The sequence below is a fragment of the Vibrio sp. genome (assembly GCF_984391705.1).
The window spans coordinates 200,960-218,918 of sequence record NZ_CFHWOM010000003.1 but is presented as its reverse complement, the minus strand read 5'-3'; the positions used below and the strand labels follow the sequence as shown (position 1 = coordinate 218,918).

15 protein-coding genes are annotated in these 17,959 nt (G+C 42.7%); 9 read left to right on the top strand and 6 right to left on the bottom strand.

What is annotated here, in order from left to right:
• Positions 1 to 13: 13 nt before the first annotated feature.
• Entirely contained in the window at positions 14 to 1,846 is a 1,833-nt protein-coding gene (uvrC, locus tag AC4MRV_RS04540) for an excinuclease ABC subunit UvrC (RefSeq protein ID WP_491186229.1), read from the bottom strand.
• Positions 1,846 to 2,490, bottom strand: coding sequence for a UvrY/SirA/GacA family response regulator transcription factor (gene uvrY / locus AC4MRV_RS04535; RefSeq protein ID WP_491186228.1), 645 nt, complete (start codon positions 2,488 to 2,490; stop codon positions 1,846 to 1,848). The genes uvrC and uvrY overlap by 1 nt, the downstream gene beginning before the upstream one ends.
• Positions 2,491 to 2,858: 368 nt before the next feature.
• Between uvrY and AC4MRV_RS04530 the strand changes: the two genes are divergently transcribed.
• Positions 2,859 to 5,222: a DNA polymerase II gene (locus tag AC4MRV_RS04530; protein ID WP_491186227.1), complete on the top strand. Its 2,364-nt coding sequence runs from the start codon at positions 2,859 to 2,861 to the stop codon at positions 5,220 to 5,222.
• On the opposite strand, the gene AC4MRV_RS04525 is transcribed toward AC4MRV_RS04530, so the two are convergent.
• Both AC4MRV_RS04525 and AC4MRV_RS04520 read right to left on the bottom strand, forming a co-directional pair.
• Positions 5,214 to 7,178 carry a PTS sugar transporter subunit IIC/EAL domain-containing protein gene (locus AC4MRV_RS04525; RefSeq protein WP_491186226.1) on the bottom strand — a complete coding sequence of 655 codons (1,965 nt, stop codon included), beginning with the start codon at positions 7,176 to 7,178 and terminating at the stop codon, positions 5,214 to 5,216. The genes AC4MRV_RS04530 and AC4MRV_RS04525 overlap by 9 nt on opposite strands.
• 189 nt (positions 7,179 to 7,367) lie before the next feature.
• The gene (locus AC4MRV_RS04520) at positions 7,368 to 8,135 is read right to left on the bottom strand and encodes a nucleotidyltransferase domain-containing protein (RefSeq protein WP_491186225.1); all 768 of its coding nucleotides are present in this window, start codon (positions 8,133 to 8,135) and stop codon (positions 7,368 to 7,370) included.
• 129 nt (positions 8,136 to 8,264) lie between these two features.
• Between AC4MRV_RS04520 and yeiP the strand changes: the two genes are divergently transcribed.
• Entirely contained in the window at positions 8,265 to 8,831 is a 567-nt protein-coding gene (gene yeiP / locus AC4MRV_RS04515) for an elongation factor P-like protein YeiP (RefSeq protein WP_491186224.1), read from the top strand.
• Positions 8,832 to 8,833: 2 nt separating this feature from the next.
• Positions 8,834 to 9,154 carry an HI1450 family dsDNA-mimic protein gene (locus AC4MRV_RS04510; protein WP_491186223.1) on the top strand — a complete coding sequence of 107 codons (321 nt, stop codon included), beginning with the start codon at positions 8,834 to 8,836 and terminating at the stop codon, positions 9,152 to 9,154.
• A gap of 102 nt (positions 9,155 to 9,256) precedes the next feature.
• Here AC4MRV_RS04510 and ihfA read toward each other — a convergent pair whose 3' ends face one another.
• Positions 9,257 to 9,553 (bottom strand): integration host factor subunit alpha, encoded by a 297-nt coding sequence (ihfA, locus tag AC4MRV_RS04505; RefSeq protein ID WP_008072733.1) that lies wholly within the window; start codon positions 9,551 to 9,553, stop codon positions 9,257 to 9,259.
• Positions 9,554 to 9,894: 341 nt separating this feature from the next.
• Positions 9,895 to 12,012 (bottom strand): diguanylate cyclase domain-containing protein, encoded by a 2,118-nt coding sequence (locus tag AC4MRV_RS04500; protein ID WP_491186222.1) that lies wholly within the window; start codon positions 12,010 to 12,012, stop codon positions 9,895 to 9,897.
• A gap of 195 nt (positions 12,013 to 12,207) precedes the next feature.
• Here AC4MRV_RS04500 and AC4MRV_RS04495 point away from each other — a divergent pair, with 195 nt between their 5' ends.
• From AC4MRV_RS04495 to AC4MRV_RS04470, 6 genes are all read left to right on the top strand, one after another.
• Positions 12,208 to 13,407 (top strand): acyl-homoserine-lactone synthase, encoded by a 1,200-nt coding sequence (locus tag AC4MRV_RS04495; RefSeq protein ID WP_491186238.1) that lies wholly within the window; start codon positions 12,208 to 12,210, stop codon positions 13,405 to 13,407.
• Positions 13,400 to 15,901, top strand: a complete 2,502-nt coding sequence (locus tag AC4MRV_RS04490) for a response regulator (protein WP_491186221.1) — start codon at positions 13,400 to 13,402, stop codon at positions 15,899 to 15,901. The genes AC4MRV_RS04495 and AC4MRV_RS04490 overlap by 8 nt, the downstream gene beginning before the upstream one ends.
• Before the next feature lie 186 nt (positions 15,902 to 16,087).
• Positions 16,088 to 16,315, top strand: coding sequence for a hypothetical protein (locus tag AC4MRV_RS04485; protein WP_491186220.1), 228 nt, complete (start codon positions 16,088 to 16,090; stop codon positions 16,313 to 16,315).
• A 342-nt stretch (positions 16,316 to 16,657) separates the two neighbouring features.
• On the top strand, positions 16,658 to 17,056 hold the full coding sequence (yciA, locus tag AC4MRV_RS04480; protein WP_491186219.1) for an acyl-CoA thioester hydrolase YciA: 399 nt from the start codon (positions 16,658 to 16,660) through the stop codon (positions 17,054 to 17,056).
• Positions 17,057 to 17,158: 102 nt separating this feature from the next.
• Positions 17,159 to 17,455, top strand: coding sequence for a YciI family protein (locus AC4MRV_RS04475; RefSeq protein ID WP_491186218.1), 297 nt, complete (start codon positions 17,159 to 17,161; stop codon positions 17,453 to 17,455).
• Positions 17,456 to 17,457: 2 nt separating this feature from the next.
• Positions 17,458 to 17,856 carry a GspS/AspS pilotin family protein gene (locus tag AC4MRV_RS04470; RefSeq protein ID WP_491186217.1) on the top strand — a complete coding sequence of 133 codons (399 nt, stop codon included), beginning with the start codon at positions 17,458 to 17,460 and terminating at the stop codon, positions 17,854 to 17,856.
• The last annotated feature ends 103 nt before the right edge of the window (positions 17,857 to 17,959 follow it).

The following is a 17,959-nucleotide window of genomic DNA, read 5'->3' as shown; positions in this document are numbered from 1 at the left end:
TGCGGGATTTTTACTATTGTTTCAATGCTTGATAAATGTTTTCTGCCAAAGAATGGCTAATCCCAGGCACTTTGGCGATTTCTTCAACGCTTGCACGCTTAAGTTCTTGTAAACCGCCCATATATTTAAGAAGAGCCTGACGACGTTTGGGACCGACCCCTTCAATCCCTTCTAACGCACTGGTTCTACGGGTTTTTCCTCGTTTGGCTCTATGACCAGCTATTGCATGATTGTGGCTTTCATCACGGATGTGTTGCATCAAATGCAGTGCTGGTGCATCACTCGGTAAATTAAATTCTTCGCCATCTGTCGTAATCAAAGTTTCCAAACCCGGTTTACGTGTTACCCCTTTTGCTATGCCGATCAACCTCGGGCGTTTAGGCCAATCTAACCAATAGTTGGAAATAATATCGTGTGCGCGATTCAGTTGTCCTTTACCACCATCGATAAAAATGATGTCGGGGATTTTTTCCACATCAAGTTGCTTTGAATAGCGACGCTCTAATGCTTGCCCCATCGCAGCATAATCATCGCCACCCGTTATCCCAGTGATATTGTAACGACGGTACTCTTGTTTTACGGGCCCTTCATGATTAAACACAACACACGATGCGATGGTGCTTTCGCCCATAGTATGGGATATATCGAAACACTCCATACGTGAAATAGTATCCATCGCTAACACTTCCCTTAACTCTTTGAAGCGTTGAGAAATCGTCATTTTATGATTAATTTTGGTCGTAATTGCCGTCAGTGCATTAGTGTTAGATAGCTTCAGGTAACGACCACGTGTTCCTGTTGGCTCGAGATGAAAATGAACTTTACGCCCAGCAATTGAAGTTAAGGCCTGTTGAAGTGACTCTTGTTCCTCAACCAACCCTTGGTTGAGAATTATGCGAGTAGGGATAGTCCGGGCTTCATTATGACTCAAATAATACTGGCTCAAGAAGCTATAGAAAACCTCTTCACGCGTCGTGTCATTTGGGATCTTAGGAAAATGACTACGGCTTCCTAACACTTTGCCTTGGCGGATCATCAAGATATGAATACATGCAATACCGTTTTCTTGCGCAAAGCCAAGCACATCCATATCGTCCATAGAATCTTCCGAGACGAATTGTTGTTCTTGTACCCGCCTGATCGCCTGGATCTGGTCACGGTATTTAGCCGCCTGTTCAAATTTGAGTGTCCTACTCGCCTCTTCCATCTTTTCCACCAGCGATTCCAACACTTGCTGATCTTTACCTTGAAGAAACAAGCGAACTAATCCGACTAACTCTGCGTACTCCTCATCCCCAATCACACTGCTTACACAAGGAGCTGAACATCGCCCAATTTGGTACATCAAACATGGTCGAGTCCGATTGCTATAAACGGTATCTTCACATTGACGTACAGGAAAGATTTTCTGAATAAGATGCAGTGTTTCTCTTACCGCACCAGAGTCGGGATAAGGCCCAAAGTACTCGCCTTTACGCTTTTTGGCGCCACGATGCATCGACAATCTTGGGTGCTTATGACCACTGATGAAAATATACGGGTAGGACTTATCGTCGCGCAGTAGCACGTTGTACTTAGGCAAATATTGCTTAATGTAGTTGTGCTCCAAGATCAGCGCTTCTGTCTCAGTATGAGTCACTGTGACATCAATCTTGGCGATATTGCTGACTAATGCGCGAGTCTTCTCACTATCTACCTTTTTGCGAAAGTAGCTAGAGAGGCGCTTTTTGAGGTCTTTGGCTTTGCCAACGTAGATAACGACAGCCTCAGTGTTATACATACGATAAACACCGGGCTGATTCGTTACTGTTTTAAGGAACGAAACCGAGTCAAATGAAGATGTCACTACAATGTCTCGGTATCTAACATTCCATGGCGGATGGCAAGATGGGTTAGCTCTACATCACCAGAGATGTCGAGTTTATTGAATAATCTATAACGATAGCTGTTTACCGTTTTAGGGCTCAAATTCAGTTGCTCAGATATGTCTGTCACTTTTTGCCCTTTGGTAATCATCATCATGATCTGCAATTCACGCTCAGATAGATCGGCAAAAGGATTTTCCGATGCTGGAGAAAATTGGCTAAGAGCCATCTGTTGCGCGATTTCGGGTGAAATATAGCGTTGGCCGCTATTAACCACTCGTATTGCATTGACCATTTCATCTGGCCCTGCACCTTTAGTCAGGTATCCGGCTGCACCGGCCTGCATCACTTTAGTTGGAAACGGATTTTCCGTATGAACAGTTAAAACGATGATTTTAATGTCTGGGTTAAAGCGCAAAATCTTCTTGGTTGCTTCTAAGCCACCAATACCAGGCATATTCATATCCATCAAAATAACGTCAGTATTGTTAGTACGACACCACTTTGCAGCATCTTCACCGCTTTCAGCTTCCCCTGCTACGTTCATTCCACGGACGTCTTCAATAATACGTCGTATCCCTGTGCGAACCAGCTCGTGATCATCTACAAGGAAAACACTTATCAAACTTGTATCTCCACACTTTTTGTTCTGTTCTGCTACTTCTCAACACGAAAAGAACAGGATGGTTGCATTTTAGCGCAAATTCGAAAATTTACTTAATCTGAATATGTGCCGAAACGCAAACTTTAGCAAGTACTTATTTTAATAACTGCAGATTAATTCAATAAATACTCTTTCTATCAATGCGTTAGCGCGAATATTCAACAAGGATAGAAGATGTTTCAGGATTTCGTTGCAACCGACTTGTTACTTTGTTTTTGCTCATCTATAAATCCCACGATAACAGTTGCAGACGACTGCACCATTTAGCTGTGCTAACCTATCGTAACGAAGCAACGCCTATGCTTCGTTTTTTATTTAGCAGTGAAATAATGACGATATACCAAGGTTTTCTACTAACTCGCCAAGCCCGAGATGTTTCCGAGTCAACTCAAATCGAGTTATGGCTCGCGACAGACAATGGCCCTGTCCAACTTATCATTGACGGTGAAAAGCCCGTTTTTTTCGCTAAGCACAGCGACGTTGAGTTAATTCAAACCATTATTTCCAAGTCTTCAATCGACGCGACGATCAATCAGCTCCCTCTGAAAAGCTTCTCTGGCGAGCCATTAGTCGCGTGCTATACACGAACAATTAAAGCGAGCCAAAGCTTAGCCCAAGCATTAAAGCAACAAGATTTACTGGTACTAGAGGATGATATTAGGTTGGCTGATCGCTACCTAATGGAAAGATTCATCAAAGGTAGCCTCGAATATACAGGCTTAATCACTAAGAGAAACCAGACCCAGCGAGTCACTCAAACTAAGGTTCGACAAGCCAATTACACACCCGAATTAAAAGTAGTCTCATTAGATATTGAATGTTCAGAGAAAGGCATCCTTTATTCTATTGGCTTAGATAGTCCAATGGACAGCCGCGTGATTATGATAGGCCCACCTCAACCATCGGAAACTTCCATCCAGTGGGTTAAAGACGAAAAAGAGCTACTGCAAGCTATGGTCCGTTGGTTTCAAGACTACGATCCAGACGTGATCGTAGGCTGGAACGTCATCGATTTCGATTTCCGTTTGTTACATAAGCGGGCAGAATGGAATCAAGTCAAATTGGCGCTAGGTCGAGGCCAACAATCCAGTTACTTCAGATCCTCTAAGACGACCCAGCAGGGCTTTATCTCTATTCCGGGCCGTGTCGTTTTAGATGGTATCGACACACTCAAAACCGCTACTTATCACTTTAGAAGTTGGTCTCTGGAGTCTGTATCTCAAGAGTTACTCGGCGAAGGCAAGCAAATACACAATGTTCATGACCGTATGGATGAAATTAACCATATGTTCAAGAATGATAAGCCCTCTCTAGCGAAATATAACCTGCAAGATTGCGTTCTTGTTAACAAGATTTTTGCCCATACTCACTTACTAGACTTCGCTATCGAACGTTCAAAATTGACTGGTGTCGAGCTAGATCGTGTAGGTGGCTCTGTTGCTGCTTTTACTAACTTATATCTGCCACAGATTCACCGCGCCGGATATGTAGCGCCCAACCTTCACCCCGAGAACTGGATAGCAAGCCCTGGTGGCTACGTAATGGACTCGATACCCAATCTCTATGACTCTGTCTTGGTGCTCGATTTCAAGAGTCTTTATCCATCGATCATTCGATCTTTTCTTATCGATCCTATGGGGTTAATTGAAGGTTTACATTTAACGCTAGGTAAAGGTGACCAACAAGCCGTCCCTGGTTTTCGAGGTGGGCAGTTTCACCGTAACAAACACTTCTTACCCAAAATGATCGAAGACCTTTGGGCAGCTCGCGATGTGGCAAAGAAAAACAATGAGCAAGCCTTTTCGCAAGCGATAAAAATCATCATGAACTCATTTTATGGCGTCCTGGGATCTTCTGGGTGCCGATTTTTTGATACCCGCTTGGCCTCCAGCATTACAATGCGTGGCCATGAAATCATGAAACAGACCAAGAAGCTGATAGAAGACAGAGGCTATCAAGTCATATACGGTGATACGGATTCAACCTTTGTCTCTTTAAATGGATCATACTCTCAGCAAGAAGCCGATAAAATTGGTCAAGCGTTAGTCGAGCATATCAATGAATGGTGGGAAGCTCATTTAAAAAGTGAGTATAACTTAACGTCGATTCTGGAATTAGAATATGAGACTCACTACCGCCGTTTTCTCATGCCGACTATTCGAGGCCAGGAAACAGGGTCAAAGAAACGTTACGCTGGTCTTATAGGGGAAGGCGACCAAGAGAAGATTGTTTTCAAGGGACTGGAAAGTGCTCGTACAGATTGGACACCTTTGGCGCAGAGATTCCAAACTAACCTTTATTCTATGATTTTCCACGGTGAAAACCCGAGTAACTATGTACGAGAAATTGTTGAAGCCACCCTATCCGGTCAATTTGATAGTGAACTCGTCTACCAAAAGCGCCTTCGTCGTAAACTGCACGAATACCAGAAAAACGTCCCGCCGCAAGTCAGAGCCGCTAGACTCGCTGATGAGATCAATATGCAACTTGGGCGACCACTTCAATATCAAAACAAAGGTCGTATCGAATATCTCATCACCCTTTCAGGGCCCGAGCCCAAAGAATATTTGAAAAGCACGATTGATTATCAACACTACATCGACAAACAACTTAAGCCTGTCGCCGACGCAATACTTCCATTTATAGGCTTAGATTTTGCTTCATTGAGTGAGCCCCAACTAGGCCTATTTTAGTACGTAATCCATTAGTTTATCGATAGGTAATGACTTTGCGTAATACCAGCCTTGAATCGCAATACCTTCTTGCTTAGGAATGAATAATAGTTGCTCTTCAGTTTCAACACCTTCAACAATCACTTCCAACTCAAGTAGCTCGGCAGTAGACATAATGCTAGAGAACACTTTACGCCCTTTCTCACTTGCCAAGGCTAATACAAATGAGCGGTCAACCTTCAACACATCCACATCAAACTTGTTTAAATAGCTCAATGATGAATAACCTGTCCCGAAATCATCAATATGGATTTTTGCCCCTAGTCGGCGTAATCGATTGAACACCAGAGTTAGTACTTTTTCATCGGCGAGTAATGTTTCTTCCGTGATTTCGATGTGAATAAAGCGAGCGCAAGGCGCAATAATCTTCTCAAGTTGATTTAAGTAATTTTCATCTATCAATGTTTCCGCCGTCACGTTGATACTGACCGCAAGATAGATACCTTTTGAATGCATATCGGCAATATCTCTAACAACTTGCTTGAACACCCAAATATCGACATCTTTCATCAGATTCGCTTCTTCCAACCAAGGTAGAAACGTGTTGGGGTATTTGAGTTCACCATTGGAATCAACAGAACGAATTAATGCTTCACACCCCACTGTTTTACCAGTCGTTGAAGACACTTGGGGCTGATACTCAAGACAAAAATCTCGTTGCCCAATCTGTTCTAACTCTTGCTCTACTTGAGTTGTTGCCTTTTCACGCTGCGCAGCTTGAGCAATGGGGTCATCCATCAAGGTTTTGGCTTCTTCTTGACGACGAGTATATGTGGTGTCAAACGCCGATAAGCGGATGCCCGACCGCTCAATACTATTGCTCATAGAATTAACCGCAGGTAGATAAATCAGTACACCAATGACGATGTTTATCAATTGAAGAATAATGGCGTTAATATCCCCATCTGTTGCCATCCAAGCATTCAGAAAAATCGGGCTATTGAACGGAACAGAAACCGACGGTGAATCCACCAAACCAAAAGAAACCGCCACCATGCTAACCAATACATTAGTGATTGGAACAATAAAAAACGGCAAAAACAATCGCGGATTAAAGATAATGGGTAAGCCAAAGAGCAAGATTTCATTAATGTTTAGAATCCCAATAGGGATACTCGCTAACGCAATCAACTTAAAGTTACGCTGTTTAGCAAACAACAAAAGTGCAACCACTAATGAGAAAGTCGCGCCGCTACCACCGATAAAAACGAAAGAGCCCATGAATGACAAGTTCATGTGATATTGAGCGGCCCCTCCAGCTAGCATTGTCGAATAGTTGAGATTACTCGCTTCCTGAAGAAGCTCAACCAATGGCAACAACGCGTAATAGCCATGCACGCCCATAAACCAAAGCGTTGAATTGAGTGCTGCAAACGTCACTCCAAATAATGTAGGGTCATTGGCGTAGTCAACAGACAAGAGCGAAACAAACTCGACATTTACAAGCGTCATCACCACACCGTAATTAACAGCCAACACCAAAAAAGATATTAGGACGGCAGGCAATACTAAGTTCAATGACTCCTTAACAATTTGCCCCGCCGAGTCTGTCTTAGTCAGCTTTAGCGCATCAATCTTCATCAAATACGCTAACAACGGGACCGCGTATAACGGCGTAGTTATCGCTATGATGATATGAAAGGTGAGAACCGTGTTATCAGCAGGCAGAAAATAGCTTACGGTAACCAAGTAGGTAATCATCAAAAGAGCGATAGGAGGACGGGGTAGCTTCCATTGCATTGCTAACACATAAGAGATTGTGGATGTCATCAGATAAGGAAAAAACTCAGCGATAGCATCATGCAGCTGATAAAGCAGATCTATCCACGGATAACGGTGACCTGCAATAAACTCACCAATACTGGCAAAGAAAAGCGCAAACGACGAGATCATTAGGCAGGGTATGAGCCATAGCATACCCTCTCGAATAGCTTGTAATGAAGGAAAGAAATAACGGCGAAATGTGCTAGTTACGGAACCTATATTGACTTGATAGTTATTTGAGTGTTCCTGCACTGAAATGTACCTCTCTAGAGGAAACTTTCTCCTCTATTAAAGCTAGCACAATTAGTTACAGATATATCAAAAATAAGGCAAAACTTACACTTAACCGATTCTGAACTCAGTTTTCTTATACTGGTTGGCTAACCAATCACCAAATCCATCCAAGATTCCAATCACTGATCGTTTCGCAATCAACCGGCCCGACAGTAAGATCCCCAAACGTTCGATCTCTACCTGTTTCTCAGGAAAGTAGCGAAGGAACTGTTGCCCGCACTCTATCGGATCGTCATACCACTTTTTGTCGCGGTACATTATCAGAGAATAGCTGGCTCGAAGGAGTTTCTTAGCGATGATTTTCTGAGATTTAATTAAGTCTGCTTCTTTGTCCGCACGAGCGATTCGGTTGCGATAAACGGCTACCCAGTCTTCCACATCCATATTCCAATGCTTGGCAATTTCCCAGCTAGGCTCGTAATCGCCAAAACACTCTGCAAGGTTTTCACCGTGGATACACACCGCGCAATGACGCAGCTGAAAGCCCCATGAAAAGATGCTTTCAAGACTTACCACTTCGCTCACCAACGCAGACTTAAAGCTTACCTCCGATATAAATGGATAACTTTTCTGAAAACGCCACTTGATGGAATTCAGCAGTGCCGTTTTCGTCTCAGCAAACGACTTGTGAGTCACGATAATCACATCAAGATTTGACTGGCCCGGCTTGGCAGTTCGCCTCGCCACACTTCCGTAAAGGTAAATGCTGTGCAGATTCTCCCCCAGCCCACCAGTAACAAAGCCGACTAGGTCTTTAATCGCAGGTTGGTAGGGTGTTTGAAATGGCGTTTGAGGGTCAATCGTCGAGAGATACATTTAATTCGTTAATTGCTTCCAAGTAATCTACTAATGTTCGCCTACAGCGAGTTATGAATCAAGATATTCCTTCTGTAACTGGCTAGGTATATAATGCAGTGATTCAACACCATACAAAGGAAAACGTTCATGCCTAAGGCAAGTGAGCTTAAAAAAGGCTTTGCTATTGAATCAAATGGCAAAACACTATTAATCAAAGATATCGAAGTAACAACTCCTGGTGGTCGTGGCGGAGCTAAAATCTACAAGCTACGTTGTACTGATCTAAACACTGGCGCACGCGTTGATGAGCGCTTTAAGTCTGACGACGTTGTTGAAACTGTTGATATGTTCAAGCGCGCAGCTGCGTTCTCTTACGTAGATGGCGATGAGTATATCTTTATGGATAATGAAGATTACACTCAGTTCACTTTCAAAAAAGATGAAATCGAAGATGAGCTGCTTTTCATCACTGAAGACATTCAAGGCCTGCACATTATCCTAGTAAACGGTAACGCGGTTGGTATTGAGCTGCCAGCAACGGTTGAGCTTACTATTGAAGAAACTGATCCTTCAATTAAAGGTGCCTCGGCATCAGCGCGTACTAAGCCTGCACGCTTGCCTACAGGTCTAACGGTACAAGTTCCTGAATACATCGCGACTGGTGACCGTATTATTGTTAATACGGCAGAACGCAAGTATATGAGCCGCGCATAATTATGGCTGAATTGATCTCTTACGATGATGCCATCGATACTGCGTACGACATCTTCTTAGAGATGGCTCCTGACAACTTAGAAGCTGCTGATGTCATTATTTTCACTGCGCAATTTGAAGAACGTGGTGCTGCTGAATTAGTAGAAACGAGTGACGATTGGGCTGGCCACGTTGGCTTCGAAGTAGATAAAGAAGTCTACGCAGAAGTTCGAGTTGGACTAGTCAATGAAGAGAATGATGTTCTCGATGAAGTTTACGCCCGCCTTCTTGTTAGTCGCGACCCAGATCACAAGTTCTGCCACATTTTGTGGAAAAGGGACTAACGGTAGATATAAAAACACCCAAGCACTGCTTGGGTGTTTTTCTACTGCTCAAACACGCTGTGCTTAGCAGCTAAATTAAAGCCTAGTAAGTAGTGCTAAGCATTAATCATCAACTGAAATATTTTCTACACGGGCTTTCAGTTTTTGACCTGGACGGAAGGTAACTACGCGTCTAGCACTGATAGGAATGTCTTCCCCTGTTTTAGGGTTTCGACCTGGACGTTCATTTTTATCTCGAAGATCGAAATTACCGAAGCCAGACAATTTAACCTGTTCTCCGCCTTCTAGTGCTTTACGAATCTCTTCGAAAAACGCCTCAACCGTTTCCTTGGCATCCCGTTTACTGAATCCATGCTTCTCAAACAGGTTCTCAGCCAAATCGGCCTTTGTGAGCGCCATAAAACTTTCCTCAAAGCTGTGTTCAAACCTTGCCACCCAAAGGTGACACCAAAACTTTCGTCAAGCCAATCAACAACATATCGGCCTTACTTTGGAAAGTGTATGCCAAGCTTATGATTTTCGCCAACTTTTTTCTTAAATGTTCATTATTTGAACAAAAAACCGTAGTAAATACGCTCACTTAGGCCACTATTTCATAGTGAAATATGACAAATAAAGCCTTCCCAATCAAAACATTAGCCTAAATTGATAGATTTATTGATATAAAACTCCAAATTAACCTTTTTCTCAACCAGGCTATTTTTCTTTATTCATTAAATCATGAGGTTAGCATCATATGATTAACTATTAAGCACAAACACGCCATCACTGCTTTGCGCTTTTACTCGGTAGAGAGCACTCTCTAGCTCTGAGACTCTCGACTCGTACCCATTTCGACACATTTGTTCATCTAACTGACATACACCCACTGTACTTGATAACGTATTACTATCAGCGTAAGTAATATTAAAATACTCCTTAATCATCGACTGCAGAGTGACAGCGAGCGTTTCTAGGTATTGATTTGACTCAAACTGCCCACTTACTAAAAACACGTCAGACTGATACCGAAACACTAAGAGCTCTGACGAAATATGTTGCTGGATTAAGCTAGCAGTTTCGACTAGCGAGTCATCCCCTTGCTCTCTACTAAACCGACGATTAAAGCGTTTTAATCCATCCATAGACACTAGTATGACCCCATTTGGCGCTTTAGCGGCATTGACGCGGTCAGCTATCCAAGAGAAAAAACCGTAACGATTCTTTAAGCCTGTTAAGTGATCGGTATGATAAATCTGTTCCAAAAACTGGTTGTGGCTCGCCAGTTCTTTCTTCTGATTGTGGTGGCTGATAGCAACCGCAACGTAACTAGCGAGTTGCTCGACGACTTTTTCATGGGTAATTGAATACTCGTGGCACTGATTTGACTGGACTCCCATGACAGCTAACAGCTGAGATTGATAGATCACTGGAACAAAGATCACTGAAGCCCCTTGCCATTCTTCACCAATGGAGCCGCACCTCACATCATCCGGCACCCTCGCTGATTCTAAATACAGTGAAATTTCCTGAGGCGAGCTGGTATTTAGTCGAACCGTTTTTTTGTGTATCGCACTATAAACACCAATGTGCGAGACGGCGTCACATTTCACCTTATAAGGCGAATGAAAGTAGCCATTTTCAAGTACATACTGATAATTAAGCTCATTGCTCTCAGCATCGTAGTAAGCGAGAGAGAATGCAGAAATGGGCAGTAAGTCCTCTAGGGAGTCAAAGATGCTTGCGAGTTTTTGATGCTCGACATCTCCGTTGTTTAGCATCTGCCCGAGTTCATTTAACACCGATAGCCTATCTTGAATAAGCAACGATTGCTGACTTGCCAACGACTCTTCATGAACCTTAGAGACTCGCCGTAAATGCTCTAACTCTTGCGCCCTACGCATTTCGATGACGTCATCTTGAAGCGACGTAATGCGCCGCAGATACTTTACTTCGTTATCGAGATCTCCCACCTTCTGGTAACACTTTACCGCAATACGATATAACGATAGTTTTTCTCTAGGGTTTTCCGACAACGCTTTGCTACTGAAAACCTGAGACAGGAATTCTAATGCTTGAGGATACTGGCCAATTTGGTATAAAAACTGTCCGTAGAAATGAAAGAACTCCACATGGAGTAACGGATCAGTTAGCCCCTTTAATGAGGCAAAGGCATCTTTATAAGACTGCTGAGCAGATACAACATCTTGTTTGTACTGATACCACACCGCGAGGTACAAAGCGTAATACGCTTTTGCATGACGCAAGTTCCGCTGATCACAATAGCACTCACATTGCTGTAAATAATTTTCCGCATCGTCCAAACTTCCCAGCATCGTAGAAGCAAGTGAAGCGTTTAGTAAAGCCATCGAGTAGGCACTATCGTAATCTTGGGCATTAGATTGCTCCAACGCTTTTACGCTGTATTCAAGAGCTTTTCTCCACTCTTTCAACTGTAGCGAGATTCCAGATAAATTAACGTTGAGGAAAGTTAATGTTCTTGGCTCCGCAGCGTCAAATGTTGCTTCTGCTTGAGTAAAGAAGTGTTGAGAGATCAAGTATTGGCCGCGTTGAGCCTGTATTGTTCCTATGTAGACGCATATGTGCGGGTACAATGCCCACTCATCGGGTTGTTTAATCGCTTCAAGAAGCTGCTCGAACTGCCCCAAAGCCTGCTGGAAACGATCCTCCCTATAGCTAAGAATTGCGTCAAGATACTCAATATAAACGTGACTCAACTTTTCTTTGCTTTCTTCGCCAATCTTTTCGAGCTTATGCTTAGCCTCATAAATTTCAGAGATGCTGCGATCTCCTTGGAGCGCTGTGATTACTCGGAAAGCCTGTTTATTGGCATTAGTATATTGGATCAATTCGTTCATAAGTGGCCACCATCAGAAACGGACTCGCCATTATACAGAATGAAATACCAATAGATAGAAACTTTGAAAGTCTACTAATGTACAACTTTGACACTAAGTTAATGATAGATGTGTTTATTTGCTATAAAATTGTTTGCGTATTGTTGATGGCAAAATGATAATAACTGCAAATAATAAACATAAATAACTAACGTGATGGCTAGAACCGAGTACGCAGATTTCATTCTTGTTGATGAAGCTCAGCGCCGTGTTGCGCTTTTTAAAGAGATAGATAAACAATTCGGTCAAGGAGCAAACGAGTTTTTTAGTCGTTGCCTTTCTGACCGCCTAGAAAAGATCTATGCGGATAGGCCAACTATGCGCCTAGACGCCATTTCAAGCGTACTCTCCTCTGCCCTTTATAAATCTAGCTGTAGAAAACGAAGTTGTGACTGGCCTCTGGAGTGGTATCAGATTGAGTTACGTGTTTTGGATCTGTTCTCACATTGGGCCGAAGCATGGGCTCACTTTCAAATTTGGCAAATCCATTTGAACTATCCAGAACAAGGTGCAGATGGTTCATATTACCAAGCACAAATAACGCTGCCAGTTAGTGAATCGAGCTACCAAGATGATTTTATTCTAGATATCAAAGATGTTGAGAGGAAATACCGGACTCTGCACTCTTCTCAAGCCATGTCTATTCAAGATGCCATTGCACTCATAAACCTCTCAACCCTCGTCCTTGAACAAGAGTGGTATGAGATATTGCAGCATATCAACCTCTCTAAATCAGGCGCACATTTTCTTCTTACATTTAGTAGTCCAGAAGTAGAACACCCATTCATCGTTTCAAGTGCAAGAGTTAGTTATGCAGATACGTCGGAAGATTGGCTATATTTTTCTGCGTTTTTCCAAAATAACAATTGGAAAACAATGACCAACTCTCAGCATCTCTCTTATTTAACCGAATTAGGATTACTATCGCCATCTATCAGCCTAACGAATTGCGAACCAGGCCAATTTGATAAATATCTATGGCGACATCTTTCTAACGCAGATAAATGCTGTGAAGTTATACGACTAACCGTGAGCGGGACCCACTCGCAAAAAATGTTCTACTTGTTCTTAGCTCAGAAGCGCCTAATGAAGCATCTCTTTGAGTTTGAGATATCGCTTGCATTCGTCGTTGTCGAGCAACCACTAATGATTAAATACTATGAATCATTATCATTGGGATCTTATTGCCAATTTGGATATTGCACTTTAGCAGGTTCGTCGAATCCAACGTATAAAGGTGTTTGGGTTGTTCCTAAGCTCCACGATGCGCTAACATCCACTGACTACAAAAACTATAAACAACAAACCTTTTCACAGATTAAAAAGACACGTCAAAATGAGCTTAACCATGCTTAGTTCCATTGCCTCACATATCCTTTACCCGAAGGCGATTGTGCTGCTACTTACAGCACTTTTAGTGTTTGTTTGGGCTGGATTCTTTTGTTACTCATTGAACAAACGTTTTGGCACCAAAAGCGTTAAGTCATACGGCTACTATATAACATATACATGGGGTCTGTTCGTCTGGATCTTGAGTAATGCCTACTTCCATACTGGGTACTTAGTTGAATTAGGTGAGAAAACGGCGGTGATAATGGCAATTATTGCCAATGTTTCGGCATTATTCGCCTTCGCTTCAGCCTATCAGTTTACCGTCAAACTCAAGTGCTATTATACGAAAACAAAACCTCTGCTAATCCAACGCATGCTGGCTATTTCAACGTTCGTTGTCTGCTTGCTATGGAACCTGATTCCGGGAATGACCGTGCGTGGGGCTACCATCATAGCGCCAAGCCAATTCGTACTTGATTTTGGTGAATACACAAAGCCATTCTTTTTAGGCTTAGCGATCCTAGTTGTACTTACTTTCATTAACCTTTTCTCTATTCGCGGTAACGAAAGTCGCATACGTCGGACTCGCGTCAACTACATGATTTTAGGCATGACCATTTTCATGTGCTCAACAGCTGTCATCCAACTTGGATTTACTTACTTTTTCCAAGACTTCTCACTTACCTGGCTTCCCCCAGCTCTGTCAGTAAGTGAAATGCTATTTATGGGCTACGCTATTTTAGCATCTCGATTTTATAGTTTTAGGCATATCTTCACGGTGTCTATCGCAGCCACGCTAGCCGGTCTTTGCTACTCCACTGGGCTCGTATTTATGAGTGATTATCTCGAGCTAACGACGACCTCCCTTTTCCTAACTACGATTTTTATAGGAAGTACTTGGCCATATCTGTACAGAAAATCGAAGCGAGTTGCTAACTGTATAATGTATGGTTCCATGCTCTCTCCCACCGACAAAATCATGCGTTTGGAAGAGCAATTTCAGCAATCGCCTGCACAAGCTGTGACCCAATTGGCCACTTATCTCGGTGTCCCGAGTGACAAGCTAAAATTACTGGATGACTACCAAGGAGCCGGTATCTATCGCCGTTATTTTGAGACTCATACCGCCCCCCTAGTTATCGACGAGCTAGAAGCTGAATTAGAGCAAACCAATACAAGAGAGTTATCAGACTTGCACACTCGTATGCATGAAACTAACTATGCGCTAGTGTTGCCCTTATATGAGTCAAAAAACAAACTCTCTCATGTCCTCGTTTCAAGTCATAAGCCTGATGGGCACAACTTTTCTTATGAAGAGATAATGGCACTATCAAGGGTATTAAAAAAAGCACAAGTTCATATCAACTACGATCAACGACTTCGTCAAGCCCAAGCACTGGCAAACTCCATCGCTCACGAGATGCGCAACCCGCTAGCCCAAGTACAATTGGAATTCGAGTGCCTAAATCAGAAACTGAGTGAAAACGCGAGCCCGAGTGAACTCTATATCCATGTCGAACAAGGGCGCAGCGCAATTACACGAGGTCGCCAGCTGATTGATATTATTTTACGCGAGGTCAATAGCTCCTCTCTCGATCAAGAGCCAGTTGAACCGACTTCTATCAAAACTGCTATTGAAAATGCCGTTGCCTTATATGGATTCGACACTAATAAAGATGCAAATAAAGTAAGCGTGTCTATCCACCATAACTTTATCGCCAAGATTAACGAGACCTTGTTCAACTTCGTTATGTTTAACATACTCCGCAACGCAATCTACTATTTTGATTCTTTCCCTGACAGTAAGGTAGAAATTCAAACCGGGGGTAATGATTACGAAAATACTATAACAATTCGAGATTTTGGACCGGGCATACCAACTGACTTATTGAGTCGAATCTTTGACGATTTCTTTAGCCATAACAAAAGTGGTGGCAGTGGCTTAGGCCTAGGCTATTGTCAACGTGTAATGAAATCTTTTGGAGGGGCTATTCGCTGCCACTCAGAATACGGTCAATACACCGAATTTACTCTATCGTTTCCGCTTAGCAATATCGCTTTGAGCGCCATCGAGCCCGAATCTGTGCCGCCAAAGTCTTCGGCGACAACAACTCCGTTTTACCAACCAATGGCTCAGCAAGGTCGAGACTCTAAGTTAATACTGGTTGTGGATGATAAAGAAGTTCAGCGCGCCTTAGTAAAACTGTATCTCGAACAATTGGGGTACGATGTGGTACTGGCCAACAATGGTAAAGTAGCAATTGAAATAATCCATAGTAATCCTATCGATCTGATATTCATGGATATTCAAATGCCCGTAATGGATGGGTTCGAAGCTGCGAGTATTATTAAGCGCTCTTATCCGACCATTCCAATTATCGCGCTGTCGGGTGAAACGGCTGAGCAAGATATCATTAGAATGAGTAAGCTGATGGATGGTAGATTGTCTAAGCCTGCATCCAAACAAGCGTTAGACAACATCCTTAGCAAATCTTTCAAAGTTAAAGAGCCAGCTTAAAATTTGCCAATTTGAACACCATAATTCTCAATTTGATGAATTCATTTTGCAAAATGAACCTAACCTCATTAATCACAGTGGCTATAAGCCCCCTTTCTCGGCAATTTAGTGGCATCAAATATGCTTGATTAAAGCATAGGTTCAAAACGGCAAAGTTTCGACTTTGTCAGTAGTAAGGGGTTGACTATGGAAGTTCATCGTCACACATATTACCGATTCATTCACCACGGAATCAAAAGCCTGTTAGTAGACCGCTTGGGACACTTTACGGAAATTGAATACCACCAATACCTTAACGTTATGACTGGCAAATCAAGCTGCTTTGCTATGAGTGATGAAGAGTTAAAGCTAGCTGTAGATAACTTAAGAAATGAAGGCTATCTAGAGGACTTAAAGCGACACCTCTATAACTGATCAAGGAAAGCACAACCCACTTTAATAATGCCCTTTGTCTATATAGTTATCTGTATTGGCTTAGGGCTCATAAACAGAAAACGCGACACTTTCATCCAGTTAATGGTATAAGCCCGATTTGCGTGTCTAAAACCTCCAGATGCTTACCGGGCGTATTACAAAGAGTCGATGCCTCACTCGCTGGCTAGCCTTGTGAACAACTGGACACCAGGGTGCTTAATGACGCATCTCCTTCGCAAGCTAGCGACTTACTCACTAACTTTGTTACAATCGCGAAAATTTTTCTCAATTTGAGTATTTAAGTGACCAGCCAGTCGCTATTTTGTTTGTGTGGATGTCAAAATGAACCAAGATAATTGCGCCCCAAGAGGCCAAATGCTCCTTCGTACCCTCGCTATGCCTGCCGATACTAACGCTAACGGTGACATTTTTGGCGGTTGGATAATGTCTCAACTCGATTTAGCAGGCGGAATATTGGCGAAAGAGATCTCATCCGGCCGCATAGTTACCGTCTCTGTATCCAGTATTACGTTTAAAAAGCCCGTCCGTGTCGGAGACGTTGTTTGTTGCTATGGTGAGTGTACAAAAATCGGCCGAACTTCCATGTCCATCAACTTAGAAGTATGGGTTAAACCAGTGACAGAAAACGGTATACAATCTCGATACCAGGTTTGTGAAGCCACATTCAACTATGTAGCAATTGATAGCAATGGCAAACCACGTCCCATTAAAACAAGTTAACGTTATATTTCACAAAAACTCTGCTATAACGCTTTTAAAATGAGTGCATTGCAGTAAAGTAATAAGCTAATTTCTCGAGTTATAAAATAAGGATATTGTGTCATGTGGTATGTTATCTTTTCGAAAGATGTTGAAGATTCTCTAGAGAAACGCCTTAGCGTACGTCCTGCTCACCTAGAACGTCTGCAAATCTTGCAAAATGAAGGACGCTTACTCACTGCTGGACCAATGCCTGCTATCGATTCAGACAACCCTGGAGAAGCTGGTTTTACCGGCTCCACAGTCATCGCTGAGTTTGACTCTCTTGAGCAAGCTAAAGCTTGGGCTGATGATGATCCGTATATTACGGCAGGTGTCTATGAAAGTGTCATTGTTAAGCCGTTTAAGAAAGTATTTTAATCATGAATAAAGGACTCAAAGTAGGCGCTTTTTGCTCACTAGTTCTCGCCTTATCAGGTTGTTCTTCTTCTGCACAGAAACAGCAGCATTTAGAGCTCCTCGCGGATAACAGAGCTCAACTTCTCTCATCAGAGCTCCCTCTCGAAGCGGGCCCTCTGTCTATAATGCGTGCTAACGCGAAGGGAAGTACCATTGAATTAATGATGGTATATAACCAAGATGCAAAGGGAGCAAAACCGACCGCTCAGGTGCTGCAACAAAGTATTAGTACCTATTGCTCTAATCCAACTATCCGTAGCAACTTAGAGGTTGGCCTGACCTACAGAATAAAAATGCGAAACAACCGTGGCCAGCTGATGGCAGATGAGCTAGTCAACCTACAAAGATGTGAATCAAAATAACACTTTTATAAAGCCTCTCATAAGTGAGGCTTTTTCTTTCCTATACTTAATTCCGATTCCAAATCGTTATTTCCCACGATTTTCTTTCTAAAACTTTGTGTTT